Origin of the sequence: Paracoccus sp. Arc7-R13 (assembly GCF_004010775.1) — a bacterium.
Lineage (GTDB): Bacteria > Pseudomonadota > Alphaproteobacteria > Rhodobacterales > Rhodobacteraceae > Paracoccus > Paracoccus marcusii.
The window spans coordinates 1,059,660-1,084,880 of sequence record NZ_CP034810.1; the positions used below are offsets into that span (position 1 = coordinate 1,059,660).

Genomic DNA, 25,221 nt, shown 5'->3' on the forward strand with positions numbered 1-25,221 from the left:
CAGGGAGCGCCTGAATGGCGCAGAAGAGCACCGATTTCGCCACACCCGTGCGCCGCGTCCTGATCGCGGTGCTGGCGCTTGCGCTGCTGGCGGTGTTCCTGTTCTGGCGCATCGACAGCCCGCGGGCCGAGATGATGCGCACGGCGATGATCGACCGCATCGTGCCGCGGTTCGAATGGGCCGTGGCCCCGGTGACCAAGGTTACCCAGATGGTCGCGGGCTTTCAAAGCTATGCGCGCATCTATGAGCAGAACCAGGAATTGCGCCGCGAATTGCAGCGCATGTCCGCCTGGCGCGAGGCCGCCGTCCAGCTGGAGCAGGAGAACTCCAAGCTGATGGCGCAGAACAACGTCCGCATCGATCCGGCCCTGACCAGCGTCACGGGCGTGGTGATGGTCGACAGCGGTTCGGCTTTCCGCCAGTCGGTGCTGCTGAACGTCGGCGCTCAGGACGGGATCATCGAGGGCTGGGCCACCATGGACGGGCTGGGGCTGGTCGGGCGCATTTCCGGCGTTGGGAACCGGACCAGCCGCGTCGTGCTGTTGACGGACCCGTCGTCGCGGTTGCCGGTGACGGTCCAGCCGACCGGCGAACGGGCGCTGTTGACGGGCGACAACACGCCGCTGCCGCTGCTGGAATTCGTCGAGCAGGCCGATAACGTCCGTCCCGGCGACCGGGTCGTGACCTCGGGCGACGGGGGCGTCTTTCCCGCCGGGGTGCTGGTGGGCCAGGTCGCGCAGGGCAGCGACGGGCGGCTGCGCCTGCGCATGGCGGCCGATTACGAACGCCTGGAGTTCCTGCGCGTCCTGCGATCGCATCCGGCCGAGGCGGTGGTCGACAGCGCCGCCATCATCTTGGGCCAGGACAGCGGGTTGATCGGGCCGCAGCTGCCGGCCTCTCCGGTCGACGCGGCGGCGGCCAGCGATCCGCTGGACCCGGGTTCCACGCCATGATCCAGCTGCCCAGCCGCAGCTTCGCCCTGGGAACGCTGGTGTTTCTGGCCTCGGTCTGGGCGCTGCTGTTCGTGCGGCTGCTGCCCCTGTCGGCGGGCATCATGGGCTGGCCCGGCCCCGACCTGGCGCTGGCGCTTATTCTGGCCTGGGTGCTGCGCCGCCCCGACCAGCTGGCCGCGCCGGTCATCGTGCTGGCCATCCTGGTCGAGGACGTGCTGCTGATGCGCCCCCTGGGCCTGTGGACCGCCATCGTGCTGCTGGGATCCGAGGCCGCACGTCTGCGAGAGCCCCGTTGGCGCGATCAGCCATTCATGGTTGAATGGTTCCGCGTGGGCGTGCTGATCGGGCTGATGATGCTGGGCTATCGCCTGGTGCAGGTCGTGTTCGTGCTGCAGGTGCCGGCCCTGGGGCAGGTGATCCTGCAGTTTCTGGCGACGGTGGCGGCCTATCCGCTGGTCGTCTTCGGGGCACGCTGGCTGATCGGGCTGCGCCGCCTTGGCCGCGGCGATCCGACATGAGGACAAGGGCATGAAGAAGTCCCAACGCGAGATCCTGGACAGCTCCCGCCAGATCACCCGGCGCGGGCTGATGCTGGCCGGCATCCAGGTGGCCACCGTCACCACGCTGGCGCTGAAGATGCGGTCGATGCAGCTGGACCATGCCGAGGAATACCGCACGCTGGCGGACGGCAACTCGATCAAAATCCGGCTGCTGCCGCCGTCGCGCGGGCTGATCCTGGACCGCAACGGGATCATCATCGCGGGGAACGAACAGAACTATCGCGTCACCCTGACGCGCGAGGAGGCGGGCGGCGACGTCCAGGCCGTGCTGCGCCGCCTGTCGCGGCTGGTGCCAATGACCGACGCCCGCATGGCCGAGCTGATGGAGGAGTTTTCCCGCCGCAGTGCCATCACCCCCATCGTGCTGGCCGACCGCCTGACCTGGGAGCAGTTCAGCGCCATCGCGGTCAACGCCCCGTCGCTGCCCGGCGTCACGCCCGAATCGGCGCTGTCGCGCGCCTATCCGCGGGCGGGCGATTTCGCGCATGTCATGGGCTATGTCGGCCCCGTCAGCGATTACGACCTGTCGCGGATCGAGGACCCTGACCCGGTCCTGCTGCTGCCGGACTTTCAGCTGGGCAAGATCGGCGTCGAGGGCCGCATGGAGGAGATCCTGCGTGGCAAGGCGGGCGCCCGCCGCGTCGAGGTCAACGCCCAAGGCCGCGAGATGCGCCAGCTGTCGCGCCAGCAGGGCGAACAGGGGGCCACGCTGCAGCTGACGCTGGATGCCGCCTTGCAGAACTATGCCGCGCAGCGGATGGGCACCGAAAGCGCCGCCGCCGTCATCACCGACTGCCAGACCGGAGAGCTGCTGACGATCTGTTCGTCGCCCAGCTTCGATCCCAACAAGTTCGTGCGCGGCATCAGCAGCCCCGAATACCGCGCGCTGATGGATCACGACCACCGCCCCCTGGCCGACAAGACGGTGCAGGGCGTCTATCCGCCCGGATCGACCTTCAAGATGGTCACCCTGATGGCCGGGCTGGAGGCCGGGGTGATCGATGCGGGCACCCGGTTCTATTGTCCGGGCTACACCGAACTGGGCGGCCGGCGGTTCCACTGCTGGCGGCGCGGCGGGCATGGCACCGTCGATGCGATCAAGAGCCTCGAGGAAAGCTGCGACGTCTACTACTACGAACTGGCGCAGCGGGTGGGCATCGACCGGATCGCGATCATGGCGCGCAAGCTTGGCTTGGGCCAGCGCCACGACCTGCCCATGTCGGCGGTGGCCGAAGGGATCGCCCCCGACCGCGAATGGAAGATGGCCCGCCACGGCCAGGCCTGGCAGATCGGCGACAGCCTGAACGCCTCGATCGGGCAGGGCTTCGTGCTGGCGTCGCCGCTGCAGCTGGCGGTGATGACCGCCCGCATCGCGTCGGGCCGCGAGGTTCGGCCCCAGCTGATCCGGTCCGTCGACGGCGTGCGGCAGGCGCCGCCCGAATACCCGCCGCTGGACATCAGCCCGGAATCGCTGCGCGTCGCGCGGCTTGGCATGGACGCGGTGATGAACAGCGCCCGCGGCACCGCCCGCGGCGCCCGCATCACGCGCGAGGAATGGCGCATGGCCGGCAAGACCGGCACCAGCCAGGTCCGCAACATCACCGCCGCCGAACGCGCGCGCGGCGTCATCTCGAACGAGCAGCTGCCCTGGGCGCGGCGCGACCATGCGCTGTTCGTGGCCTATGCCCCCTATGATGCGCCGAAATACGCGATCTCGGTGGTGGTCGAACATGGCGGCGGCGGATCGGCCGTGGCCGCGCCCATCGCGCGCGACATCCTGCTGTTCGCGCTGAACGGCGGGCTGCCGCCCGTGGACGCCGTGCCCTCGGATCAGCGCGCCGCGCTGGAGGAGCGTCACAACGCCATGCACCTTTACCAGCCCGAGGCCCCGCGCCCCGGCCGCAGCAGGGCGTAAGGCGATGTCCTATCTCGACTATCAGGTGGCGCAGGTTCCGACGGGGTTCCGCAAGGTCCTCTACATCAACTGGCCGCTGGTCCTGCTGATCACCGCCGTGTGCTGCATCGGGTTCCTGATGCTGTATTCGGTCGCGGGCGGCCGCATGGACACCTGGGCGGAACCGCAGATGATCCGCTTTGCCGTGGGCATGGTGATCATGCTGGGGCTGGCCTTCGTGCCGATGTGGTTCTGGCGCGGCATCTCTGTCGCCGCCTATGTGATGTGCTTCCTGATGCTGGTCGCGGTCGACCTGTTCGGGGTCATCGGCATGGGCGCACAGCGATGGATCGACATCGGCCCGATCCGAATCCAGCCGTCCGAACTGATGAAGATCGCGCTGGTCCTGCTGCTGGCGGCCTATTACGACTGGCTGCCGCTGAACCGCGTGTCGCGTCCCTTGTGGGTGATCGTGCCGGTGGTGCTGATCCTGGCGCCGACCGCGCTGGTCCTGATGCAGCCGGATCTTGGCACGTCGATCATGCTGATCGCGGGGGGCGGGATCGTGATGTTCGCGGCGGGTGTGTCACTGTGGTATTTCGGGGCGGTGATCGGCGCCGCGGTGGGCCTGGTCGTGGCCGTCATGCGCAGCCGCGGAACGGACTGGCAGCTGCTGCGCGACTATCAGTTCCGCCGGATCGACACCTTTCTGGACCCGACCTCCGACCCGTTGGGGGCCGGCTACAACATCATCCAGAGCCAGATCGCGCTTGGTTCGGGCGGGTTGTCGGGGCGCGGCTTCATGCAGGGCACGCAGTCGCGGCTGAACTTCCTGCCCGAAAAGCACACCGACTTCATCTTCACCGTCCTGTCCGAAGAGTTCGGCTTCATCGGCGCGTCGTCGCTGCTGGTGCTGTACATGCTGATCCTGGGCTTCTGCCTGTATTCCGCACTCAGCAACCGCGACCGCTTTGCCAGCCTGATCACCATCGGCATCAGCGCGACCTTCTTTCTGTACTTCTCGATCAACATGGCGACGGTGATGGGCCTGCTGCCCGCCAAGGGGTCGCCGCTGCCGCTGGTCAGCTATGGGGGGACGTCGCTGATGATCCTGATGCTGGGATTTGGTCTGGTGCAATCCGCCCATGTCCACAGGCCCCGATGAGGGTCCGGTTCTCTGCCCGCGACGATGCGTGGTCCGATTGGGCCCCGGCCCTGCGCGCGGCCTGCCCCGAGATGCATCTGGACCGCGACGGCGATCCGGCCACGTTCGATGCGATCATCTACGCCCCGGGCGGCGACATCACCGATTTCGCGCCCTACGCCAATGTCCGGCTGGTGCAGAGCCTGTGGGCCGGGGTCGAACGCATCGTGGGCAACGCCACGCTGACCCAGCCCTTGGCGCGGATGGTCGATCCTGGATTGCGCCAGGGGATGGCCGAATATTGCGCAGGATGGGCCATGCGTGCCCATCTGGGCATGGACCGCTATGCCCAGGACGGCATCTGGCGCAACGGGCAGATCCCGCCGCTGGCCGCCGAACGCCCGGTGACCGTCCTGGGCATGGGCGAACTGGGACAGGCCGCCGCCGCCATGCTGACCGCCCTGGGCTTTCCGGTCACCGGGGTCAGCGCCTCGGGGCGGGCGGTGCCGGGGGTTTCGGTGCTGCCCATCGCGCAGCTGGACCAGGCCCTGGCCCGCGCGCAGATTCTGGTCTGCCTGCTGCCCGACACGCCCGCCACCCGCGGGCTGCTGGATGCGGACCGCCTGTCGCGCCTGCTTGACGGCGCCTGGCTGATCAATCCGGGACGTGGCACGCTGATCGATGACGAGGCGCTGTTGCGGGGGCTGGACCGGGGGCGGCCGGGGCACGCGGTGCTGGACGTGTTCCGCACCGAACCGCTGCCCCAGGATCACCCGTTCTGGGCCCATCCCGCGGTCACCGTCACGCCCCATATCGCCGCCGAGACCCGCCCTGCGACCGCCGCCCCCGTCGTCGCCCAGAACCTGCGTCGCGCGATGGCGGGACGGCCGCTGCTGCATCTAGTGGACCGCGACCGCGGTTACTGACCCGGACCGCCCTTGGCCCGATCCGCCTTCAGCTGTGCCGCGCGGGCCGAGGCGCGGGCGATGCGCTCTGCCATCTTCTTCTCGCGGCGGCGCTGATAGGCGATGAAGATCGGCACGGTCAGGTAATGCGTGATGACCCCCGCGACGGACCCCAGGATGACGCCGCCAACCATGTAGGGCCAGAATACCTGCGCCAGAAAGTCGCTGAGGTTGTACCAGTGCATCTCGGACGGGCCGAACAGGGCGCTGAGGTTGTGCCACAGCTCTCCGGTGGCCTTCGAGAATTCGTGGAAGATGAACTGGGGCGTCAGCTCGCCCTCCTGGCCCAGGATCTCGCGGCCCAGCTTGACCGACATCAGCGCGATGAAGGGCAGGGTCACCGGATTGCCCACGAAGGTCGCCAACAGCGCGGCCAGCACGTTGCCGCGGATGATCCAGGCCACCGCCGCCGCCGACAGGAAGTGGAACCCGAACAGCGGCGTGAAATTCACCATGATCCCCGCCGCGACCCCGCGCGCGATGCGATGCGGCTGGTCGGGCAGGCGGCGCAGCCTGTGGGCCACGTAGGCGCTGGCCCGCCGCCAGCCGCCCGGCGGATAGATCATCTGGCTGGCCAGTTGGCCGTAGCTGCGCGGTTTGCGGCGTTTGAACAAGGCGAACCCGATCCGTGACGGGCAGGGGGCGCCTGCCTCAGGGTTTCAGCGCCGGGTCCCGCACGCGCGAGACCTGCGCGACATCACTTTCCGCCTCGAGGGCAGTCAGCAGGTTGTGCAGATGTTCATGGTCGCGCAGTTCGACCTCGACCTCGATGCGGTAGAAGTCGGGCTTGCGGGCGATGAACTCCAGGTTCGAGATATTCGCCCCCTGCGCCCCGATCAAGGTGCAGATGCGTCCCAGCACGCCTGCGTCGTGGCGGATCGTCAAATTGAGCACGGTCGAATAGGCGGCGGGGTGGCGCCCCTCGCGCCATTGCAGGTCGACCCACCGGTCGGGGCTATCCTCGAACTCGGCCAGCACAGGACAGTCGATGGCGTGGATGACCACGCCGGCGCCGCGATAGGTGATGCCCACGATCCGCTCGCCGGGCAGGGGGGCGCAGCAGGGCGCGCGCTTGAAGTTCGCGTCGGCCTCCAGCCCCGCGAAGGGGCGCTTGCCGTCGATCTCGTCCTGGTGGTCGGCCAGCTCCGGATAGAGGACGCCAAGGACCTCCTTGGCGGAATTCTCGGCGCTGCCGATGCGGGCCAGCAGATCCTCGGCCGAGGGCAGGCCCATCTGCTTGGCCGCCGTCCGCAGCGCCTTGTCGGTGACCTTGCGGCCCACATGCTCGAAGCTGACGCGCACCAGTTCGCGCCCCAGGCGCATGAAGCGGTCGCGGTCCTCCTCGCGCAAGCTGCGCCGGATCGCGGCCTTGGCGCGGCCCGTGACCACGATGTCCAGCCAGGTCGCCTGCGGGCGCTGCCCCGAGGCAGAGATGATGTCGACCGACTGCCCGTTCTTCAGCCGCGTCCACAGGGGCACGCGGATGCCGTCGATCTTGGCGCCGACGCAGGAATTGCCCAACCGGGTGTGGATCGCATAGGCGAAGTCGATCGGCGTCGCGCCCCGCGGCAGCTGCATCACGTCGCCCTTGGGGGTGAAGCAGAACACCTGGTCCTGGTACATCTCCATCTTGACGTGTTCCAGGAACTCGTTGTGGTCCTCGGTGTCGAACCGGTCGGTCAGCTGGGCAATCCATTCGGCCGGATCGACCGCAAAGGGGTTCCGGGTGCGCACGCCGTCGCGATAGGCCCAATGCGCCGCGACGCCGGCCTCGGCGACCTCGTGCATCTGGCGGGTGCGGATCTGCACCTCGACCCGCTTGCCGTCGCGACCGGAGACCGTGGTGTGGATCGAGCGGTATCCGTTTGATTTCGGCTGGCTGATGTAATCCTTAAACCGCCCCGGAACCGCGCGCCAGCGATGGTGGATCACGCCAAGCGCGCGATAGCAATCCATCTCCGTCCGCGTGATGATCCGAAAGCCGTAGATGTCGGACAGCCGCGAAAAAGCCAGCTGCTTTTCCTGCATCTTGCGCCAGACGCTGAAGGGCTTCTTGGCGCGGCCGAACACGTCGGCCTCGATGCCCTCCTTCTCCATCTCGGTGCGGATGTCAGCTGTGATCTGGCCGATGATGTCGCCGCTGTCGCGCTGCAGGCTGACAAAACGGCGGATGATTGAACTGCGCGCCTCGGGGTTGATGACCTTGAAGGCCAGGTCCTCCAGCTCCTCGCGCATCCACTGCATGCCCATCCGGCCCGCCAGGGGGGCATAGATGTCCATCGTCTCGCGCGCCTTTTTGACCTGCTTGTCGGGGCGCATGGACCGGATGGTACGCATGTTGTGTAGCCGGTCGGCCAGCTTGACAAGGATGACTCGCATGTCGCGCGACATGGCCATGAACAGCTTGCGAAAGTTCTCGGCCTGCTTGGACTGGGTGCTGGACAGTTCCAGATTGGTCAGCTTGGTGACCCCGTCGACCAGTTCGGCGATCTCGGCGCCGAACATGCCGACGACTTCGTCCTTGGTCGATCGCGTGTCCTCGATCGTGTCGTGCAGCAGCGCGGTCACGATGGTCGCGTCGTCCAGCCGCATCTCGGTCAGGATGGCGGCGACGGCGATGGGATGGGTAAAGTAGGACTCGCCGGAATGGCGGAACTGGCCCTCGTGCATGCGCATGCCGTATTCATAGGCATCGCGGATCAGGGTGCAGTTGCTGCGCGGGTTGTAGTTGCGGACAAGGGCCAGCAGGTCTTCGACGTCGATCATAATGGTGTCGAAGACCTCTGCAGTGTGACCGTGTCAGGCGCGCTGGTTGGCTTCCAGCATCATGCGCAGCATCCGTTCCTCGGATTCCTCGTCGGACGGCTTGGGGCGATCGACCTCGGCGCCCAGCAGCAGGGCCATGGCGTCCTCCTCGGGCTCGTCAACCTCGATCTGGGTCTGGGTCGATTCGATCATCCGCTCGCGCAGATCGTCGACGGGCTGGGTCTCTTCGGCGATTTCGCGCAGGGCGACCACCGGGTTCTTGTCGTTGTCGCGATCGACGGTGGGGGCGCTGCCAGCCGCGATCTCTCGGGCGCGATGCGAGGCGAGCATCACCAGATCAAAGCGGTTGGGAACCTTGTCGACGCAGTCTTCGACCGTTACGCGGGCCATGGATCACCTGTGCAGTTGCGAATCGGACATTCGGGGCGAACCGGACTGATGGTCGGCTTGGTGCCGATTGTCAAGGAAAACCTGGGAATTCGGCCGGCGTCATTCCGTCCAATGCGCCGGGTCCAAGCGCTTTCAGCATCGCCGCGACGCTGAGCCCGGTCAGGGGGTGACGCCAGTCCGGCGCGATCTCCGCCAGGGGGGCAAGAACGAAAGCGCGGTCCTGCATCCGCGGGTGGGGCAGGATCAGCCGGTCGGGCGTCTGCACCGCCTGGCGGTCGGGGGGCAGGTTCATCCAGGTCCGCAGATGGTTCGAATCAGGTTCGATCCGGTCATCCAAAGCGATCAGGTCCAGGTCCAGCACGCGCGCCGACCAACGGCCCATGCTGCGGTTGCGCCCGTGGTCAGCCTCGATCCGGTGCAGCGTTTCCAGGACGTGCGGTGCATCCAGCGACGTGGCAATCAGCGCCACCGCATTGGCAAACTCGGGCCCCGATCCCGCAGGCATGGCGGGAGTCCGCCAGATGCGGCTGATCGCGGTGATTGAAATGCCCGGGGCGCTGTGCAGAATGCCCATCGTCGTGCACAGGGTCGTTACGGGGTCCTGATCCGACAGGGGAAGGTTGGCCCCAAAAGCAACGATACCAAAAGATAGGTTAACCACGCTTTCCTCTTTCCTTACAGGTCCATGGCATGGGCCCGCGCATTTCAGGTCCCTCACCCTGGCCCGCGCTTGTGCCGTGAAGGACCGGGTTCATCAAAGGCAACATCCATGTTTTACAAAGACGACCGATTGGCAATCTTCATAGACGGGGCCAATCTTTATGCTGCCGCGAAGGCATTGGGCTTTGATATCGACTATAAGCTGCTGCGCCAGGAATTCGATCGCCGCGGTAAGCTGATGCGTGCCTATTACTACACCGCCCTGATCGAGGGCGAGGAATATTCCCCCATCCGTCCGCTGGTGGACTGGCTGCATTACAACGGTTTCTGCGTCGTGACTAAGCCGGCGCGCGAATACACCGACGCCCAGGGCCGCCGCAAGGTCAAGGGCAACATGGACATCGAGCTGACCGTCGATGCGATGGAACTTGCCCCGCGGATGGATCACGCGGTCCTGTTCTCTGGCGACGGCGATTTCCGGCCGCTGGTCGAATCGCTTCAGCGTCAGGGGGTCCGGGTGTCGGTCGTGTCCACGATCCGCAGCCAGCCACCGATGATCGCCGACGACCTGCGCCGCCAGGCCGACAACTTCATCGAACTGGACGCGCTGCGCGACATCATTGGCCGCCCGCCGCGCGACCCGGCTCAAGTCGAGACTTAATCCCGCGTGCACCGGGGCCTGACAGCGCCGGTGCCGCATGACGCGATGATGGTGCGGACGGCGGGACTTGAACCCGCACTTCCGTTCGGAAAACAGATTTTCGTACCACTTCGACTTTCGCCGCCGGGGGTGCGATGCCCCGTTCGTGGTCTGGACTATCCCTTCGCCATGGTCCGCAAGGACGTTAGGCGCCGCCCGTCTAGTCTCTACACCTTCCCCGTGTCCGGGGCTTGGCTCGGGATTGGCACGGGGCCGGGGCCCCACAGCTTTCCCCGAATTTGAGCGGTTCTGCACCGGCGGTTTCCCGACCGGGCACTCCAATTGTCAAAGTCTGCTGCGTCTACCGATTTCGCCACGTCCGCATCATCATCACTCCTGCGTATCGCAGGCTGCGCGGCGCAGGGCAAGCGGGTGAACAAAACATAGCCCCCCGAATCAGGAACCGTTTTCATCGGCCTTGGTTGGACAGGCAACGCGCCAGCACAGGAGGACGTCATGTCCAGCATCAGCGAGACACGCGGCAACGGTGGAGAGACCCACCAGACCGGCGGCGAGGCCCTGACCACCAATCACGGGGTCCCGATTTCCGACAACCAGAACAGCCTGAAGGCCGGGGCCCGCGGTCCCACCCTGCTGGAGGATTTCGTCCTTCGCGAAAAGATCTTTCATTTCGACCATGAACGCATTCCGGAGCGGATCGTCCACGCCCGCGGTTCGGGTGCACACGGCTATTTCGAATGCACCGACCCGATCCCGGAACTGACCCGCGCGGGCGTTCTGGCCAATCCGGGCAAGACGCCAGTCTTTGTGCGTTTCTCGACCGTGGCCGGCGGCGCAGGCAGCGTCGACACGCCGCGCGACGTGCGGGGCTTTGCTGTCAAGTTCTACACCCAAGAAGGCAACTGGGACTTGGTCGGCAACAACATTCCGGTGTTCTTCATCCAGGACGCCATCAAGTTTCCCGACTTGGTCCATTCGGTCAAGATGGAGGCAGACAAGGGCTATCCGCAGGCCGCCAGCGCCCACGACACCTTCTGGGATTTCGTATCGCTGATGCCGGAATCCATGCACATGATCATGTGGGCGATGTCCGATCGTGCCATCCCGCGCAGCCTGCGCATGATCGAGGGGTTCGGCGTCCACACGTTCCGTCTGGTCAACGCCCAGGGCAAGTCGACCTTCGTCAAGTTCCACTGGAAGCCCAAGCTGGGCCTGCAGAGCCAGGTCTGGAACGAGGCCGTCAAGACCGCCGGCGCGAACCAGGACTATCACCGCCAGGACCTGTGGGAGGCCATCGATTCGGGCGACTTCCCGGAATGGGAACTGGGCATCCAGACCTTTGACGCCGAATGGGCCGCCAAGCAGCCCTATGACGTCCTGGACGCGACCAAGCTGATCCCCGAGGAGGATATTCCCGTCCGCATCGTGGGCCGCATGGTGCTGGACCGGAACCCCGACAACTTCTTTGCCGAGACCGAGCAGGTGGCCTTCCTGCCGACGAACGTCGTGCCCGGCATCGACTTTTCCGACGACCCGCTGCTGCAGGGACGGCTGTTCAGCTATATGGACACCCAGAAGTCGCGGCTTGGCACCACGAACTTCCACCAGATCCCGGTCAATGCGCCGAAATGCCCGATGCACAACTTTCAGCGCGACGGCATGATGCAGATGGCAGTGCCCAAAGGCCGCGCCAATTACGAGCCGAACAGCCTGGATCAGGCCGGAGAGGAGCCGGGACCCCGTGCCACCGACCAGGGCTTCGCGACCTATAAGGACATGACCGACCTGGGCAACCAGCCGGACGAGAAGCTGCGCGTGCGGGCGGACCTGTTCGGCGACCATTACAGCCAGGCGCGGCTGTTCTATCGCAGCCAGACCGAGGTCGAGCAGACCCACATCGCCGATGCGATCACGTTTGAACTGTCGAAGGTCGGCCTTGGCCACGTGATCCAGCGCGTTCTGGGTCATTTGCGGGTCATCGACGAGGATCTAGCCGAAACCGTGGCCGAAGGTCTGGCCGAGGACCTGCCCGACGCCGCGACCCCCATGCGCGAGCCGATCGACATGGCGCCTTCGGATGCGCTGTCGATCATGAAGCAGGCCAAGCACAGCCTGAAGGGTCGCAAGGTCGGCATCCTGATCGGCGACGGCGGGGATCAAGCCAAGGTCGATGCGCTGCGCGGCGCGGTCGAGGCCCAGGGCGGCACCGTCATGCTGATCGCCAAGGAGCGTGGCAAGGCCGAGGCGCAGTTGGCGGGATCGCCTTCGGTCCTGTTCGATGCGGTGGCGCTGGTCATCGGCGCCGATGACGCGGCCAAGCTGGCCAAGTTCAAGCCCGCGGTCGACTTCGTGTCGGATGCCTTTGCGCATCTGAAGGCGATCGGCGCCGACGATGCCAGCGCCAAGCTGCTGGCGGCGGCCGGGGTGCAGCCCGACAAGGGCGTGACCAAGCTGGACCCGGCGGCGTTCGTCGAGGCGGCGGCGCAGCGGTTCTATGACCGCGAAGCCAAGGTCTGGTAGGCCTCAGCCGTTCCGGATCGGAATGAAAGGGGGCGGGCCGGTGGTCCGCCCCTTATCCATAGCTGCGGGTCGGGCGGTCAAAGACCTTGCGGCCCATCAGGCTGCCGACCAGATCGACCATCAGCTTTGCGGTCCGGCCGCGTTCGTCCAGGAACGGGTTCAACTCGACCAGGTCCAGCGATGTGACCAGCCCCGATTCGTGCAGCAGCTCCATCACCAGATGCGCCTCGCGGAAGGTCGCGCCGCCGGGCACCGTGGTCCCGACCGCGGGCGCGATCGAGGGGTCTAGGAAATCCACGTCCAGGCTGACATGCAACAGGCCGTCGGCCGCGCGCACGCGGTCCAGAAAGGCCCGCAGCGGGGCCACGATGCCCTGTTCGTCCAGCACCCGCATGTCGTTCACGGTGATGTCCGTGGGCTGCATCAGGGCCAGTTCGGCGGGGTCCACGCTGCGGATGCCGAACATGCAGATGTTTTCGCCCGGGATGGGGGCGGGGAAGGGCGGGAAGGGGTCGAAACCGTCCAACCCGTTGGCATAGGCCATCGGCGTGCCGTGCAGGTTTCCCGATGTAGTGGTGGCGACAGTGTGAAAGTCGCTGTGCGCGTCCAGCCAGATCACGAACTGCGCGCGGCCCTGCGCGGCGGCATGCGCAGCGACCCCCGCGACGGTGCCCAGGGCCAGCGAATGATCGCCCCCCATGATGATCGGCATGCCATGCGGCAGGGCGTCCTGGGTGGCCTGGCGCAGGGCACCAGTCCAGGCGATCGTTTCAGGCAGGTGATGGACGGCGGGGTTGGCGCAGCGATGGTCGCCCAACGGATCCGGCGTGACATCGCCGCGATCCTCGACCGTGTGGCCTAAGGTCGACAGAGTGGCGGCCAGGCCCGCGGTGCGATAGGCGGCGGGGCCCATCAGGCAGCCGGGGCGGCGCTGGCCCTCGTCCACGGGGGCTCCGATCAGGATGCAATGGGTCATGGGGCTCTCCGGCTGGATGGTGCCCCGTTTGAACACGCCCGGCCGGGGAAAGTCCACCGGCCGGGCGCATCCCCCTAGAAGTTCGAGGTCACGCCCAGCCACAGGCGGCGGCCCTCGCCCTCGGTGTTGTTGGCGGCCATGGTGATGTCGCGGTCAAGAAGGTTGTAGATCGCGCCGTTCATGCTGACCCGGTCGGTCAGTTGGTAATCCGCCCCCAGATCCACCGTCAGGTAGGATCCGTATTCATAGGCGATGGCTGTCCCGTCCGCGTCGAAGGCCACCGGTCGGCCGTTGGTGCCGATGCGGGCTCCGGCGGCTGTTTCCCGGCCATGATAGATCACCGACCCCCAGGCCCCCAACCCCGCGACGGGGGTGACCCAATCGGCGGTCACGCTGGCCTGATGGCGCGGCGTACGGTCCAGCGGCAGGCCCGCGAAATCGCCGGTCCGCTGTTCGCTGTCGGTGAAGCTGTAGCTTGCGCGCAGCGTCAGGTCGGGGGTAGCGTCCCAGTCCGCGGTCAACTCTACCCCCTGCAGGCGGGCGCGGCCGACATTGTACCATTCCCATCGGTTGAAGCTGGTGCCGCCGATCACGACCTGGTCGTCGGTGCGGGCGCTTTCGATCTTGTCGTCGAAATCGGTGCGGAACAGCGTCGCACCCACCTGCCACGTCGGCGCATCGTAAAGCGCCGCCAACTCATAGCTGGTGCTTTCCTCTGGCTGCAGGGCAGGGTTCGAGACGATCGCGCCTGCGCCTTGTTCGGTGGTGTAGAAATAGCCCGGCACGACGGAGCGCAGATCCGGCGCGCGGAACCCCGTCGACACGCCCCCCTTGATGGTCAGGCCCTGCGTCGCGTTCCACACCGCATAGGCGCGCGGGGTCAGGTTGCTGCCGTATTCGGCATGATCGTTCAGCCGCGCCCCAAGGGTCAGGGCAAGATCGTCGCGCAGGCGCCATTCGTCCTCCAGGAACACCGCGTGCTGCGAGGTCGCAAAGGAATAGGTCCGCCCGTCGCCCAGGCCGGGGTTCTGGTCGCGCAGCCCCGTGCGGTTCACCTGCCCGCCAAAGACCAGCGTATGGCTGCCCTGCCATTCCAGCGGCGCGGTGAATTTCGCGTCATAGACGGTGTTCGTGACCTCTGGCGCGCGGTCGCCTGCGACAAGCGCGCCATTGCCCGATGCCGTCTTGCGCTGGCCCACCTCGCGCAGGACCGACAGGTCGGCCGCGACATTGCCCCACTGCCCGGCATAGGACAGGGCGGCGCGGTCGCGGGTGTTGTCCTGAAGGCTGTCGTTCTGTGGCGTGCCGCGGAAATCGACGGGCGCGATGGTGCGGCCGACGCGTCCCAGATCCTCGATTGTGGTGCGCCCGCCCTCCAGGTGGACGGTGTGATCGGGGTCGGGCGTCCAGCTGAGCCGCGCCGACAGGTCCGTCAGTTCGCGGTCGCGCAGCCCGTCGACGACCCGCGATTCGGACCGGTCGAGGCGGCGTCCCCAGACCTGCAGGCCCAGCCGGTCCGCAACGACCGGCCCGCTGCCATAGAAGGACAGCTGGCGCGAGGACGCGTCGTCGCCGTCCTGGGGCAGGGTGGCCTCGGCCGTGACCGACCCAGTCCAGCGGTCGGCGACCGGCTTAGTGATGACGTTGACCACGCCGCCCATCGCGTCCGATCCGTACAGCGACGACATCGGCCCGCGAACGATCTCGATCCGGTCGATGGCGGCGACGGGGGGAATCCAGTTCTGCTCGATCCCCGCGCTGCCGTTGGTGCGCGATTCGCGCGTGCCCTGACGTTTGCCGTCGACCAGGATCAGCGTGTACTGGCCGGACAGGCCGCGGATGGTGATGTCCTGTTCGTTGGCGACGCCCGTTGTGGCCACGCCCTGCACCCCGCGCAGCGCGTCCGACAGGCTGGTGATGCTGCGCCGCGCCAGCTCCTCTCCGGAAATGACCGAGATGCTGGCAGGGGCGTCGGCGATGTTCTGTTCGAACCCGGACGCGGTGATCACGATCTCGTCCAGCAGGATGGGGGCCGTGTCCTGGGCCAATGCCGGCGCGGTCAGGGCGGTCAGCGACAGGAATGTCACGCGAAGGGAGGGGGTCTTGGGCATCATGGGCCTCGGGGTCGGAGGGGACATGCTGCCTGGGGTCGTGGCCAGAGGGAAAAGCCGATTACCTGGGTAATTCAGTCGCCTTTACGGCGGCTGGGCGCGGGGAACAAGGCCTGCGCCCGCCCCCTGCGCCCCTGTGGCACGAATGCGACAGTCAGGCGCGGACGCCTTGGAAGCGGGCGGCCCAGGCCTCTCGGTCCTCGTCGCTGATCTTGGCGAACATCACCTCGGGGACGGTGAAGGCATGGCCGGGGGCCAGCGCCTGCAAGGCCTGCGCCACGTCGTCGGGCCAGCCCGCATCCTGCGCGTCCATCGCCTGCAGCATCGCGGCCGATGCAAAGGGGATGAAGGGCTGCGACAGGACCGCGTAAAGGCGGATCAGGTTCAGGCCCATGCGCACCTGCATCGCCGCCTGGTCGGGCTCGGTCTTGAACACCGTCCAGGGCGCGGCCGACTGCAGGTATTCATTGCCCGACACCCAGATGGCGCGCAGCTCGGCGGCGGCCTTGCGGACCTCCATCGCCTCCATATTCGCCTCATAGGCACGGACGCGGGCGGTCAGCGTGTCGATCAGCGCCAGTTCGGCAGGGCCCCAGGCCGGGCCTTCGGGAACGGCCTCGCCGAACTTGGCGCGGCAGAACTTGGTGATGCGGCTGACGAAGTTGCCCAGCACGTCGGCCAGGTCCTTGTTCACGGATTGCTGGAAATTCTCCCAGGTGAACTCGCTGTCGCCGGATTCGGGGGCGTGCGACAACAGCCACCAGCGCCAGTAGTCCGCCGGCAGGATCTCCAGCGCGTGGTCCATGAATACGCCGCGCCCCTGCGAGGTGCTGAACTGTCCGCCCTGATAGGTCAGGTAATTGAAGGACTTGATATAGTCGACCATCTTCCACGGCTCGCCCGAACCGATCAGGGTCGCGGGGAAGGACAGGGTATGGAAGGGCACGTTGTCCTTGCCCATGAACTGGGTATAGGTCACGTCCTCGGCGCCCTGGTCCAGGCGCCACCAGCGGCGCCATGCGGCATCGTCGGCGCCCGCCGCATCGGCCCATTCGGCGGTCGCGCCGATATATTCGATGGGCGCGTCGAACCAGACATAGAAGACCTTGCCCTCCATCCCCGGCCAGTCCTGGTCGCCCCGCTTCACCGGCACGCCCCAATCAAGGTCGCGAGTGATGCCGCGGTCCTGCAGCCCGTCGCCGTCGTTCAGCCATTTGCGCGCGATCGAGGTCGTCAGGATCGGCCAGTCCGTCTTGGCGTCGATCCAGGCGGCGATGTCGCCCTTCAGCGCGGACTGGCGCAGGTACAGGTGCTTGGTCTCGCGCACCTCCAGGTCGGTGCTGCCCGAGATCGCGCTGCGCGGGTTGATCAGGTCAGTCGGGTCCAGCTGCTTGGTGCAGTTTTCGCACTGATCGCCGCGCGCCTTGTCATAGCCGCAGTTGGGGCAGGTGCCCTCGATGTAGCGGTCCGGCAGGAAGCGGTTGTCGGCATGGGAGAAGACCTGCTTCTCGACGACCTCGCGGATATAGCCCTGGTCGGCCAGGCGGCCCGCGAAATGCTGGGTCAGGGCGCGGTTGCGGTCGCTGGAGGAGCGGCCGTAATGATCGAAGGACAGCCCGAACCCGTCGGCCAGCGCGGTCTGGACGCCATGCATCCGGGCGCAATAGTCGGCCACGTCCTCTCCGGTCTTGGCGGCGGCCAGTTCGGCGGGGGTGCCGTGTTCGTCCGTGGCGCAGATGAACATGACCTCGTGGCCCCGCGCCCGCAGATAGCGGGCATAGAGGTCGGCGGGCAGCTGTGAACCGACGAGGTTCCCCAGATGCTTGATGCCGTTGATGTAGGGCAGGGCAGAGGTGATCAGGTGGCGGGCCATGGCATGCGTCCTTTCGGGGTCGCGCATCTCTAGCCCTGTTGCGCCGTGATGAAAAGCGGTGCGCACGCCCGGCGCACCGGGCGTGCGCAGGTCGTCAATGGGCCAGCATCTCGTCCACGATCTGGGCGGGGGGCATGTCGGCGGGATAGTAGGTAGGCCAGTTCGTCACCTCCTCCAGCAGGGCGGCGCGGTCGTCGCCCCAATACAGGTGGAAGTGGTCGGCGCGGGCCGGGGCGATCCCATGGTCGCTGAACTGGATGAAGGCGGGTGCGCCCGCGTCGCCGGCAGTCTTGGCAAAGATGAAACGGACGCCGCGGTTGCCGCGGGCATAGGTCAGGATCTCGTGCCCGTCATTGGCATAGGTGCCCGACACCTGCGTGCCGTCGCTGTAGAACGTCACCATGTCACCCTCGATGGTGATGCGGTCCGTATCGGTGGCATAGCCGGTCCGGTAATAGGCGGTGTATTCCTCGGCGGTCTGGTCGCCCTTCTGGGCCTTGCGGTCCATGACCGGCGCCAGGGTGCCGTCCTGCAGCAGGGGATAGACCGACTGCCAGTCGCCCGCATAGTCGGACAGGGGGCGGTCCTTGACCTGATCGTCGTCGAAATAGCCGTCATAGATGGCCTGCGCCTCGGGGCTGCGGGCATGGGCGTGATCGTGCGCGTGATCATGGTCATGATCGTGATCGTGGTCGTGGTCGTGGGAGTGGTCATGTGCGGCTGGGGCGGCACTGTCCTGGGCCCGCGCAGGCCCGGTCAGGGCAAGCGTCGCGGCGATCAGCAGACTGGCGGGGAGGGGCGAGCGGAGGGGATGGGGCGGTCCTTCTGTAGATCTGACGAATCATGGAATGATATGTCATCACATAACAGGACCGCAGTAAGGCGCGCGTACGGGGATGGCAAGGGCGGGTCGGGACCGGGCGGACCTTTGCGGCCCGCCCGAAAGCGATCAGCGGCGACGGTCGCGGCGCGAGGACATCGGCTGGAACGCGACGCCGACATGCGCCTCGCAATAGGGTTTTCCCGCGACCGACGGCAGGCCGCAGAACCAGAACTTGTCGGTTGCCGGATCGCCGATGGGCCATTTGCAGGTCCGCTCGGTCAGTTCCATCAGGGTCAGTTTCTTGGCGCGCTTCTCGACCTCGCGGACCGAGGCCAAGGCTTCGGGAGAGATCTCGTTGGCCGAAGGCTGGGGCGGCAAAGGCTGTCCCGCCGGCACGATCGGGCGGCGGGGAACCGGCACGAAGGCCGGCTGCGTGCTGGGTTCGGGTTCCGGTTCGGGCTGGACCGCCACGGGCTCGGGCGCGGGTTCGGGGCGCAGAGGGGCCGTCGCTGGCTGCGGGACCGCACGGGGAGCCGCAGGCTTTTCGCGCGCGACCGGTTCCGGCGCGGGGGCGGGAGCCGGGGCTGCGGCTTCCGGCTCCTCGGTGCGGTTCGACAGCCCCAGGCGATGGACCTTGCCGATCACCGCGTTGCGGGTCACGCCGCCCAGTTCCTTGGCGATGGCGCTGGCCGACTGGCCCTCGGACCACATGCGTTTCAGTGTCTCGACGCGATCATCCGTCCAGGACATGGCAGCCTTTCCGGGCGGGTCTGACCTGCCGCCCCATCTTGTAACCTGCGATTGGTCCCGTCACATACGGGATGCCGAGATTTAGCCGCCGAAGCGCAGAAATTCAAGGACCGCCAGATGACCCCGCCCACAATGCCCGGCCTGCCCCTGCTTTCCGACAGCCCCGCCATGGGCGTGCGCCGATTTGGCCGCGTCAACTGGCTGGGCCTGCGTACGCTGGCGCGGCGCGAGGTCATGCGCTTCATGGCCGTCTGGCAGCAGACGATATTCGCGCCGCTGATGACGGCGGGCCTTTTCGTTGTCGTGTTCGCGATGGCCCTGGGCCAGGGGCGGGGGCAGATCATGGGCCTGCCCTACCTGGTCTTCCTCGGGCCGGGCATCCTGATGATGACGGTCATCCAGAACGCCTTCGCGAACACTTCCAGCTCGATCACCGCGGCCAAGGTGCAGGGCAACATCGTCGACACGCTGATGCCGCCCCTGTCCGCCGGAGAGCTGCTGGCCGGCTATCTGGCCGGGTCGGTGGTGCGCGCCGGGCTGGTGGCCACGGTCATCGGGACCGGCATGGTGCTGGTCACCGGGCGCGGCATCGCGCATCCGGGCTGGGCGGCGATGTTCGTGCTGCTGGCCGCGCTGATGCTGGGCGGCCTGGGCATCCTGGCGGGGATCATGGCGCAGAAGTTCGACCAGATGGCGGCGATCACCAATTTCATCATCACGCCGCTGTCGTTCCTGTCGGGCACCTTCTATTCGGTGCAGGCGCTGCCGCAGCCGTTCAGCACGCTGTCGCACTGGAACCCGATCTTCTACCTGATCGACGGCGCGCGCTATGGCGTGACCGGAGTCAGCGATGCGCCCGTCTGGCGCGGCGCGCTGATCTGCGCGGGCGTCGTCGCGGGCGTGCTGTATCTGGCGTGGCGGTGGCTGCGGTCGGGCTATCGCATGAAGGCCTGATTAGCGCTTGCCTTGACAGGCAAAGCTGCGCATCCTTCGCGCCATGACGAAACGACGCACCACCCGTTCGCGACGCTGACGCCGGCCCCTTCGCGGGCCCGCGTCCCTGTTGCCGTTTCCGCCATTCCCCTTCCATCGCCGGAGCCTTGCCATGATCCCGCACGTCCTGCCGACCTATAATCGCGCCCCCCTGGCGTTCGAACGCGGCGAAGGCGCCTGGGCCGTCACCGCCGACGGGACGCGATACCTGGACCTGGGCGCGGGCATCGCGGTGAACGTGCTGGGCCATGCCAATCCCGATCTGGTCGCCGCGCTGACCGAACAGGCCGGCCGGATCTGGCACGTGTCGAACCTGTACCAGATCCCCGAGCAGGAGCGTCTGGCCGACCTGCTGGTCGAACACACCTTCGCGGACACGGTGTTCTTCACCAATTCCGGCACCGAGGCGGCCGAACTGGCCATCAAGATGGTGCGCAAGCACTGGGACCACGCAGGCGATCCGGATCGGATCGAGATCTTGACGTTCTCGGGCGCGTTCCACGGGCGCTCGACCGGGGCCATCGCGGCGGCAGGGTCAGAGAAGATGGTCAAGGGCTTCGGCCCGCTGATGCCGGGGTTCCGCACGCTGCCCTTCGGCGATCACGAGGCGCTCAAGGCCGCAGTCACCGACCGTACCGCCGCGATCATGGTCGAGCCCGTACAGGGCGAAGGCGGCATCCGTCCGCTGCCCGACGCCTGCCTTCAGGGGCTGCGCGAACTGTGCGACCGGACCGGCGCGCTGCTGATCCTGGACGAGGTTCAATGCGGCATGGGCCGGACAGGGCGTCTGTTCGCGCATGAATATGCCGGGATCACCCCCGACATCATGATGGTCGCCAAGGGCATCGGCGGGGGCTTTCCCCTGGGCGCGGTGCTGGCGACGGAGGGCGCGGCTGCGGGCATGGTCGCAGGGACGCACGGCTCCACCTATGGCGGCAACCCGCTGGCCTGCGCGGTCGGCGCGCGCGTGATGCAGATCGTGGCCGATCCGGCCTTCCTGGCCGAGGTCAACCGCAAGGCTGCCCTGTTCCGCCAGAAGCTGGAGGGGCTGGTCGCCGCCCATCCGCAGATCTTCGAAGGCGTGCGAGGGCAGGGGCTGATGCTGGGCCTGAAATGCCGCATGGCGCCGACCGATCTGGTGCGTGCGGCCTATGATCAGCATCTGCTGACCGTGCCCGCCGCAGATGACACGCTGCGCCTGCTGCCGCCGCTGAACATCACCGAAGATGAGATCGCCGAGGCCGTGGCGCGCCTGGACAGGGCAGCCGCCAGCCTGGATGGCTGACTACGCCTTCAGGCCGGTCACCAGGGACGACCTGCCCGTGCTGGCCCGATGGCTGGCTCAGCCGGAGGTCGCGGCCTGGTGGCCCGGCCCCGATCGCCAGATCGCCCTGATCCGCGACGATCTGGGGCACCGGGTGATGCGGCAGATGATCGTGGTGCGGGACGGCACTGCCCTGGCCTATGCGCAATCCTATCCGGCCCATCACTGGCCCGCGCCGCATTTTGCGGGGCTGCCGGCGGATGCCGTGGCGCTGGACGTGTTTTCCGGGCCTGACGGGGTGGGGCAGGGCGGCGCATGGCTGCGCACCTTGGGCGATCTGCTGCTGCTGGACTGTTCGACCCTGGCGATCGATCCCGCCCCCGGAAATCAGCGCGCCATTGCCGCCTACCGCAAGGCGGGCTTTGCGGGCAACGATCACCGCCTGGACGCGCAAGGCCGGCCTGTCCGCGTGATGACCCGCCTCCGATGAGGCGCATGCGCCCTTTTTCTTTGCCCAAATACCCATCTTCTCCGGCCCGGTCGGGCGCGACCCCTGCGGGGGCGCGGAAACCCCGATCCGCCCTTGACCCGGCCCGTCCGGCGGGGCTTGCTGGAGAAAAGCCGAAAGACCAAGACGATGACCCATTTCCTGGATATTCACACCACCGACCGCACTGCCCTGCGCAGCATCATCGACAGCGCCCACGCGATGAAGGCCGCTCGCAACGGCCGCCCCAAGGGCAGTCCTGATGACGAACAGCCGCTGGCCGGCCGCATGGTCGCGCTGATCTTCGAAAAGCCTTCGACCCGCACGCGGGTCAGCTTCGATGTCGGCGTGCGCCAGCTGGGCGGGCAGACGATGATCCTGTCGGGTTCGGAGATGCAGCTGGGTCATGGCGAAACCATCGCTGACACCGCGCGCGTGCTGTCCCGCTATGTCGACCTGATCATGATCCGGACCTTCGAGGAGGCGACGCTGCTGGAGATGGCCGAGCATGCGACCGTTCCGGTGATCAACGGACTGACGAACCGCACGCATCCATGCCAGATCATGGCCGACGTGATGACCTTCGAGGAACATCGCGGCCCCATCGCTGACAAGAAGGTCGTCTGGTCGGGCGACGGCAACAACGTGTTCGCAAGCTTTGCCCACGCGGCGGGGCAGTTCGGCTTCGATCTGACCTTCACCGGCCCGCCGCCGCTGGATCCCGAAGCGGCCTGCCTCGACTATGCGGCATCCCAAGGGCGTCCCGTCACCATCGAGCGCGATCCGGCGCGGGCCGTCATCGGTGCCGATCTGGTCGTGACGGACACCTGGGTCAGCATGCACGACCCGCAATCGGCCAAGGAGCGGCGCCACAATCAGCTGCGCGGCTATCAGATCAACGAGGCCCTGATGGCGCAGGCGCGGCCGGATGCGCTGTTCATGCATTGCCTGCCCGCGCACCGCGAGGACGAGGTGACCAGTGCCGTCATGGACGGCCCCGCATCCGTCATCTGGGACGAGGCCGAAAACCGGCTGCACGCCCAGAAGGCGATCATGCGCCACTGCCTGGGACTGTGACCTGATTGACGGGCGGCCAAGGGCCGCCCGACGACACTTGAACCGGCCCCGCGAGGGCGGGGCAGGTTCGGTCCGGTGCTCTGCATCGGCATCCGAATGCAAAGGAAGGCGGATGCTAACTTTTGCGCCTTAGACCTAGCTCTTTACTTGGGCTAAGTGGGACGATCTTGAAAACAGCGCTATTCATTGCGAAGGGCGCCCTAATTCGCTCTCAACTATGAGGATCAGTCGGCAGTGCCTCAATCGCTGTAATGACGATCAGCGAAGCATGCCGCGTACGGGCTATTCCATTTGTCAAAAGTGAGTACGGCAAGCCTATTCACTATTTCGCTTTCCGAGGGACCGTGTTCCATCACCAGGATGTAGGGGTTGCGACCAGTCTGGCCGCGCGCTTGCTACGTCAAAGATGTCGCTGCTGCTACGCAGGTGGGAGGCGCGCTTGCCGAAATCGATGCCGTGTCACATGGCTGGGACCGGACGTAGCTCATGCTGTCTTACCGTTACAATCACCGCGTCAATCGATCGGGTCGGGTTGGACCCAGTTTGGTTAAGACCAAAGGTAACAGCACGATTGCAAGGGCCGAGGTGTCTCTGGGCTAGCGGTCGTCTTAATAAGGTTAAGGACAAGCTCTGCCGGATATGAATACCGAAGCCGAGGCCTGTCGATCGCTGCGACCGAATAGAGTAACGGCCCCGCGAAGGGGCCGTCAGTTCGTTCAGCCGATCGCTGCGGCGCGGATCTCGTCGTCGATCGCGTCGAGATACTGGGCGAAGTTGTCGCAGAACATCTGCACCAGCTTCTTGGCCTGGGCGTCATAGGCGGCCGGGTCGGCCCAGGTCTGGCGCGGGTCCAGAAGGACAGGGCTGACGCCGGGGACGCTGACCGGCACGTCGAAGCCAAAGTTCGGATCGCGGCGGAACTGCACCGTGTTCAGGCTGCCGTCCAGGGCGGCGGCCAGCAGGGCGCGGGTGGCGGCGATGGGCATGCGCTTGCCCGTGCCGAAGGCACCCCCGGTCCAGCCGGTGTTCACCAGCCAGCAGGATGCCCCGTGCTGAGCGATCTTTTCCTGCAGCAGCTTGCCATAGACCTCGGGGCGGCGGGGCATGAACGGCGCACCGAAGCAGGTCGAGAAGGTCGGGATCGGCTCGGTCACGCCGACCTCGGTGCCCGGCGTCTTGGAGGTGAAGCCTGACAGGAAGTGATACATCGCCTGTGCAGGCGTCAGCCGCGCGATCGGGGGCAGGACGCCATAGGCGTCGCAGGTCAGCATGATGACGTTCTTGGGATGCCCGCCAAGGCTGGTCTGGGACGCGTTGCTGATCGCCTCCAGCGGATAGGCGCAGCGCATGTTGTCGGTGATCGAGTTGTCCTCGAAGTCCAACTCCAGCGTCTCGGGGTCGAAGACCATGTTCTCGATCACGGTCGCGAAGCGGCTGGTGGTCGCGTGGATCTCGGGTTCGGCCTGGGCCGAAAGGTTGATCGTCTTGGCGTAGCAGCCACCCTCGAAGTTGAAGATGCCGGTGTCGGACCAGCCATGTTCGTCGTCGCCGATCAGGACGCGCGACGGATCGGCCGACAGGGTGGTCTTGCCCGTTCCCGACAGGCCGAAGAAGATCGCGCTGTCACCGGGATTTCCCGGTGCGTGGTTGGCGCTGCAGTGCATCGGCATGATGCCCTTTTCCGGCAGCAGGTAATTCAGCAGCGTGAAGACCGATTTCTTGTTCTCGCCGGCATAGGCGGTGTTGGCGATCAGGATCAGCTTCTTGTCGAAGTTCATCGCGATCACCGTCTCGGACCGGCAACCGTGACGCGCGGGATCGGCCTTGAAGCCGGGGCAGTTGATGATGGTGAATTCGGGCGTGAAGGTCGCCAGCTCGTCGGCCTGGGGCCGGCGCAGAAGGTGGCGGATGAACAGCCCGTGCCAGGCAAGCTCGGTCACCACGCGCACGTCCAGGCGGTTATCGGCATCCGCACCACCGAACAGGTCCTGCACGAAATAGTCGCGACCCTTCATGTGCTGAAGCATGTCGGCATGCAGCAGATCGAACGCCGCCGGGTCCATCGGCTTGTTGTTGTCCCACCAGATGCTGTTCTCGACCGACGAGGTGCGGACGACGAACTTGTCCTTGGGCGAGCGGCCGGTATGCGCGCCGGTCGAGACCAGGAACGCCCCGCCCAGGCCCAGCTTGCCCTCTCCGCGGGCGACGGCCTGTGTCATCAGGGCGGGTTCCAGCAGGTTGTAGTGCACCTGGCCCAGCCCCGTAATGCCTTGGTCTTCCAGTCGGCAGGTCGGGTTTACGCGCGTGGTCATGTCGGGGGCTCCGTGGCTTGGGGTGCGGCGTTTCATCGGCCT

At 66.6% G+C, this 25,221-nt stretch carries 21 protein-coding genes and 1 tRNA gene; 11 read left to right on the top strand and 11 right to left on the bottom strand.

Annotation, left to right across the window (positions count from 1 at the left end; all coding sequences use genetic code 11):
* Nucleotides 1-14: 14 nt before the first annotated feature.
* From mreC to EOJ32_RS05295, 5 genes are read left to right on the top strand one after another with little or no spacing between them, the layout of a single operon-like run.
* Nucleotides 15-953, top strand: a complete 939-nt coding sequence (mreC, locus tag EOJ32_RS05275) for a rod shape-determining protein MreC (RefSeq protein WP_045982735.1) — start codon at nucleotides 15-17, stop codon at nucleotides 951-953.
* A complete protein-coding gene (locus EOJ32_RS05280) occupies nucleotides 950-1,471 on the top strand; it encodes a rod shape-determining protein MreD (protein WP_127897924.1) in 522 nt (173 codons plus the stop codon). The genes mreC and EOJ32_RS05280 overlap by 4 nt, the downstream gene beginning before the upstream one ends.
* A gap of 10 nt (nucleotides 1,472-1,481) precedes the next feature.
* On the top strand, nucleotides 1,482-3,428 hold the full coding sequence (gene mrdA, locus EOJ32_RS05285) for a penicillin-binding protein 2 (RefSeq protein WP_127897925.1): 1,947 nt from the start codon (nucleotides 1,482-1,484) through the stop codon (nucleotides 3,426-3,428).
* Nucleotides 3,429-3,432: 4 nt separating this feature from the next.
* Nucleotides 3,433-4,572, top strand: coding sequence for a rod shape-determining protein RodA (gene rodA / locus EOJ32_RS05290; protein WP_045982737.1), 1,140 nt, complete (start codon nucleotides 3,433-3,435; stop codon nucleotides 4,570-4,572).
* Entirely contained in the window at nucleotides 4,569-5,477 is a 909-nt protein-coding gene (locus EOJ32_RS05295; protein WP_127897926.1) for a glyoxylate/hydroxypyruvate reductase A, read from the top strand. Before rodA ends, EOJ32_RS05295 begins: the two co-directional genes overlap by 4 nt.
* Here the strand turns inward: EOJ32_RS05295 and EOJ32_RS05300 are convergent.
* From EOJ32_RS05300 to folK, 4 genes are all read right to left on the bottom strand, one after another.
* Nucleotides 5,471-6,130, bottom strand: a complete 660-nt coding sequence (locus tag EOJ32_RS05300; protein ID WP_052714835.1) for a DUF2062 domain-containing protein — start codon at nucleotides 6,128-6,130, stop codon at nucleotides 5,471-5,473. The genes EOJ32_RS05295 and EOJ32_RS05300 overlap by 7 nt on opposite strands.
* Before the next feature lie 37 nt (nucleotides 6,131-6,167).
* Nucleotides 6,168-8,282 (bottom strand): bifunctional (p)ppGpp synthetase/guanosine-3',5'-bis(diphosphate) 3'-pyrophosphohydrolase, encoded by a 2,115-nt coding sequence (locus tag EOJ32_RS05305; RefSeq protein WP_127897927.1) that lies wholly within the window; start codon nucleotides 8,280-8,282, stop codon nucleotides 6,168-6,170.
* A 33-nt stretch (nucleotides 8,283-8,315) separates the two neighbouring features.
* A complete protein-coding gene (gene rpoZ, locus EOJ32_RS05310) occupies nucleotides 8,316-8,672 on the bottom strand; it encodes a DNA-directed RNA polymerase subunit omega (protein ID WP_042245492.1) in 357 nt (118 codons plus the stop codon).
* 70 nt (nucleotides 8,673-8,742) lie between these two features.
* A complete protein-coding gene (gene folK, locus EOJ32_RS05315; protein ID WP_371705972.1) occupies nucleotides 8,743-9,390 on the bottom strand; it encodes a 2-amino-4-hydroxy-6-hydroxymethyldihydropteridine diphosphokinase in 648 nt (215 codons plus the stop codon).
* Nucleotides 9,391-9,441: 51 nt separating this feature from the next.
* Here folK and EOJ32_RS05320 point away from each other — a divergent pair, with 51 nt between their 5' ends.
* Nucleotides 9,442-9,993, top strand: a complete 552-nt coding sequence (locus EOJ32_RS05320) for an NYN domain-containing protein (RefSeq protein ID WP_127897928.1) — start codon at nucleotides 9,442-9,444, stop codon at nucleotides 9,991-9,993.
* A gap of 49 nt (nucleotides 9,994-10,042) precedes the next feature.
* Here EOJ32_RS05320 and EOJ32_RS20055 read toward each other — a convergent pair.
* Nucleotides 10,043-10,114 (bottom strand) — tRNA-Leu (locus EOJ32_RS20055).
* Nucleotides 10,115-10,488: 374 nt separating this feature from the next.
* Between EOJ32_RS20055 and EOJ32_RS05325 the strand changes: the two genes are divergently transcribed.
* Nucleotides 10,489-12,513, top strand: a complete 2,025-nt coding sequence (locus EOJ32_RS05325; protein WP_127897929.1) for a catalase — start codon at nucleotides 10,489-10,491, stop codon at nucleotides 12,511-12,513.
* A 52-nt stretch (nucleotides 12,514-12,565) separates the two neighbouring features.
* Here EOJ32_RS05325 and rocF read toward each other — a convergent pair whose 3' ends face one another.
* The 5 genes from rocF to EOJ32_RS05350 form a co-directional block, all read right to left on the bottom strand.
* A complete protein-coding gene (gene rocF / locus EOJ32_RS05330) occupies nucleotides 12,566-13,489 on the bottom strand; it encodes an arginase (protein ID WP_127897930.1) in 924 nt (307 codons plus the stop codon).
* Nucleotides 13,490-13,563: 74 nt separating this feature from the next.
* The gene (locus tag EOJ32_RS05335) at nucleotides 13,564-15,600 is read right to left on the bottom strand and encodes a TonB-dependent receptor domain-containing protein (protein ID WP_240542499.1); all 2,037 of its coding nucleotides are present in this window, start codon (nucleotides 15,598-15,600) and stop codon (nucleotides 13,564-13,566) included.
* Between the two features lie 154 nt (nucleotides 15,601-15,754).
* Entirely contained in the window at nucleotides 15,755-17,473 is a 1,719-nt protein-coding gene (gene metG, locus EOJ32_RS05340; protein ID WP_127897931.1) for a methionine--tRNA ligase, read from the bottom strand.
* 94 nt (nucleotides 17,474-17,567) lie between these two features.
* Nucleotides 17,568-18,257, bottom strand: coding sequence for a metal-binding protein ZinT (locus tag EOJ32_RS05345; protein WP_127897932.1), 690 nt, complete (start codon nucleotides 18,255-18,257; stop codon nucleotides 17,568-17,570).
* Between the two features lie 165 nt (nucleotides 18,258-18,422).
* Nucleotides 18,423-19,046, bottom strand: coding sequence for a GcrA family cell cycle regulator (locus tag EOJ32_RS05350; RefSeq protein WP_127897933.1), 624 nt, complete (start codon nucleotides 19,044-19,046; stop codon nucleotides 18,423-18,425).
* A gap of 117 nt (nucleotides 19,047-19,163) precedes the next feature.
* On the opposite strand from EOJ32_RS05350, the gene EOJ32_RS05355 reads away from it, so the two are divergent.
* From EOJ32_RS05355 to argF, 4 genes are all read left to right on the top strand, one after another.
* Nucleotides 19,164-20,000, top strand: a complete 837-nt coding sequence (locus EOJ32_RS05355) for an ABC transporter permease (RefSeq protein WP_240542500.1) — start codon at nucleotides 19,164-19,166, stop codon at nucleotides 19,998-20,000.
* A 151-nt stretch (nucleotides 20,001-20,151) separates the two neighbouring features.
* Nucleotides 20,152-21,324, top strand: a complete 1,173-nt coding sequence (locus tag EOJ32_RS05360; RefSeq protein ID WP_127897934.1) for an aspartate aminotransferase family protein — start codon at nucleotides 20,152-20,154, stop codon at nucleotides 21,322-21,324.
* Nucleotides 21,317-21,793, top strand: coding sequence for a GNAT family N-acetyltransferase (locus EOJ32_RS05365; RefSeq protein ID WP_164871397.1), 477 nt, complete (start codon nucleotides 21,317-21,319; stop codon nucleotides 21,791-21,793). Before EOJ32_RS05360 ends, EOJ32_RS05365 begins: the two co-directional genes overlap by 8 nt.
* 147 nt (nucleotides 21,794-21,940) lie before the next feature.
* A complete protein-coding gene (gene argF, locus EOJ32_RS05370; RefSeq protein ID WP_046000086.1) occupies nucleotides 21,941-22,867 on the top strand; it encodes an ornithine carbamoyltransferase in 927 nt (308 codons plus the stop codon).
* Between the two features lie 716 nt (nucleotides 22,868-23,583).
* Here the strand turns inward: argF and EOJ32_RS05375 are convergent.
* Complete coding sequence (locus EOJ32_RS05375) at nucleotides 23,584-25,179, bottom strand: phosphoenolpyruvate carboxykinase (protein WP_127897936.1); 1,596 nt, start codon at nucleotides 25,177-25,179, stop codon at nucleotides 23,584-23,586.
* Between the last annotated feature and the right edge of the window lie 42 nt (nucleotides 25,180-25,221).

Excerpts from the sequence above, each read along its gene's own strand:
- rocF (WP_127897930.1), bottom strand. The coding sequence starts at position 13,489 with ATGACCCATTGCATCCTGATCGGAGCCCCCGTGGACGAGGGCCAGCGC.
- argF (WP_046000086.1), top strand. The coding sequence starts at position 21,941 with ATGACCCATTTCCTGGATATTCACACCACCGACCGCACTGCCCTGCGC.
- rpoZ (WP_042245492.1), bottom strand. The coding sequence starts at position 8,672 with ATGGCCCGCGTAACGGTCGAAGACTGCGTCGACAAGGTTCCCAACCGC.
- mreC (WP_045982735.1), top strand. The coding sequence starts at position 15 with ATGGCGCAGAAGAGCACCGATTTCGCCACACCCGTGCGCCGCGTCCTG.
- EOJ32_RS05320 (WP_127897928.1), top strand. The coding sequence starts at position 9,442 with ATGTTTTACAAAGACGACCGATTGGCAATCTTCATAGACGGGGCCAAT.
- metG (WP_127897931.1), bottom strand. The coding sequence starts at position 17,473 with ATGGCCCGCCACCTGATCACCTCTGCCCTGCCCTACATCAACGGCATC.
- EOJ32_RS05295 (WP_127897926.1), top strand. The coding sequence starts at position 4,569 with ATGAGGGTCCGGTTCTCTGCCCGCGACGATGCGTGGTCCGATTGGGCC.
- rodA (WP_045982737.1), top strand. The coding sequence starts at position 3,433 with ATGTCCTATCTCGACTATCAGGTGGCGCAGGTTCCGACGGGGTTCCGC.
- EOJ32_RS05365 (WP_164871397.1), top strand. The coding sequence starts at position 21,317 with ATGGCTGACTACGCCTTCAGGCCGGTCACCAGGGACGACCTGCCCGTG.
- EOJ32_RS05325 (WP_127897929.1), top strand. The coding sequence starts at position 10,489 with ATGTCCAGCATCAGCGAGACACGCGGCAACGGTGGAGAGACCCACCAG.
- EOJ32_RS05280 (WP_127897924.1), top strand. The coding sequence starts at position 950 with ATGATCCAGCTGCCCAGCCGCAGCTTCGCCCTGGGAACGCTGGTGTTT.
- EOJ32_RS05355 (WP_240542500.1), top strand. The coding sequence starts at position 19,164 with ATGACCCCGCCCACAATGCCCGGCCTGCCCCTGCTTTCCGACAGCCCC.
- mrdA (WP_127897925.1), top strand. The coding sequence starts at position 1,482 with ATGAAGAAGTCCCAACGCGAGATCCTGGACAGCTCCCGCCAGATCACC.
- EOJ32_RS05375 (WP_127897936.1), bottom strand. The coding sequence starts at position 25,179 with ATGACCACGCGCGTAAACCCGACCTGCCGACTGGAAGACCAAGGCATT.
- EOJ32_RS05305 (WP_127897927.1), bottom strand. The coding sequence starts at position 8,282 with ATGATCGACGTCGAAGACCTGCTGGCCCTTGTCCGCAACTACAACCCG.
- EOJ32_RS05350 (WP_127897933.1), bottom strand. The coding sequence starts at position 19,046 with ATGTCCTGGACGGATGATCGCGTCGAGACACTGAAACGCATGTGGTCC.
- EOJ32_RS05360 (WP_127897934.1), top strand. The coding sequence starts at position 20,152 with ATGATCCCGCACGTCCTGCCGACCTATAATCGCGCCCCCCTGGCGTTC.
- EOJ32_RS05335 (WP_240542499.1), bottom strand. The coding sequence starts at position 15,600 with ATGCCCAAGACCCCCTCCCTTCGCGTGACATTCCTGTCGCTGACCGCC.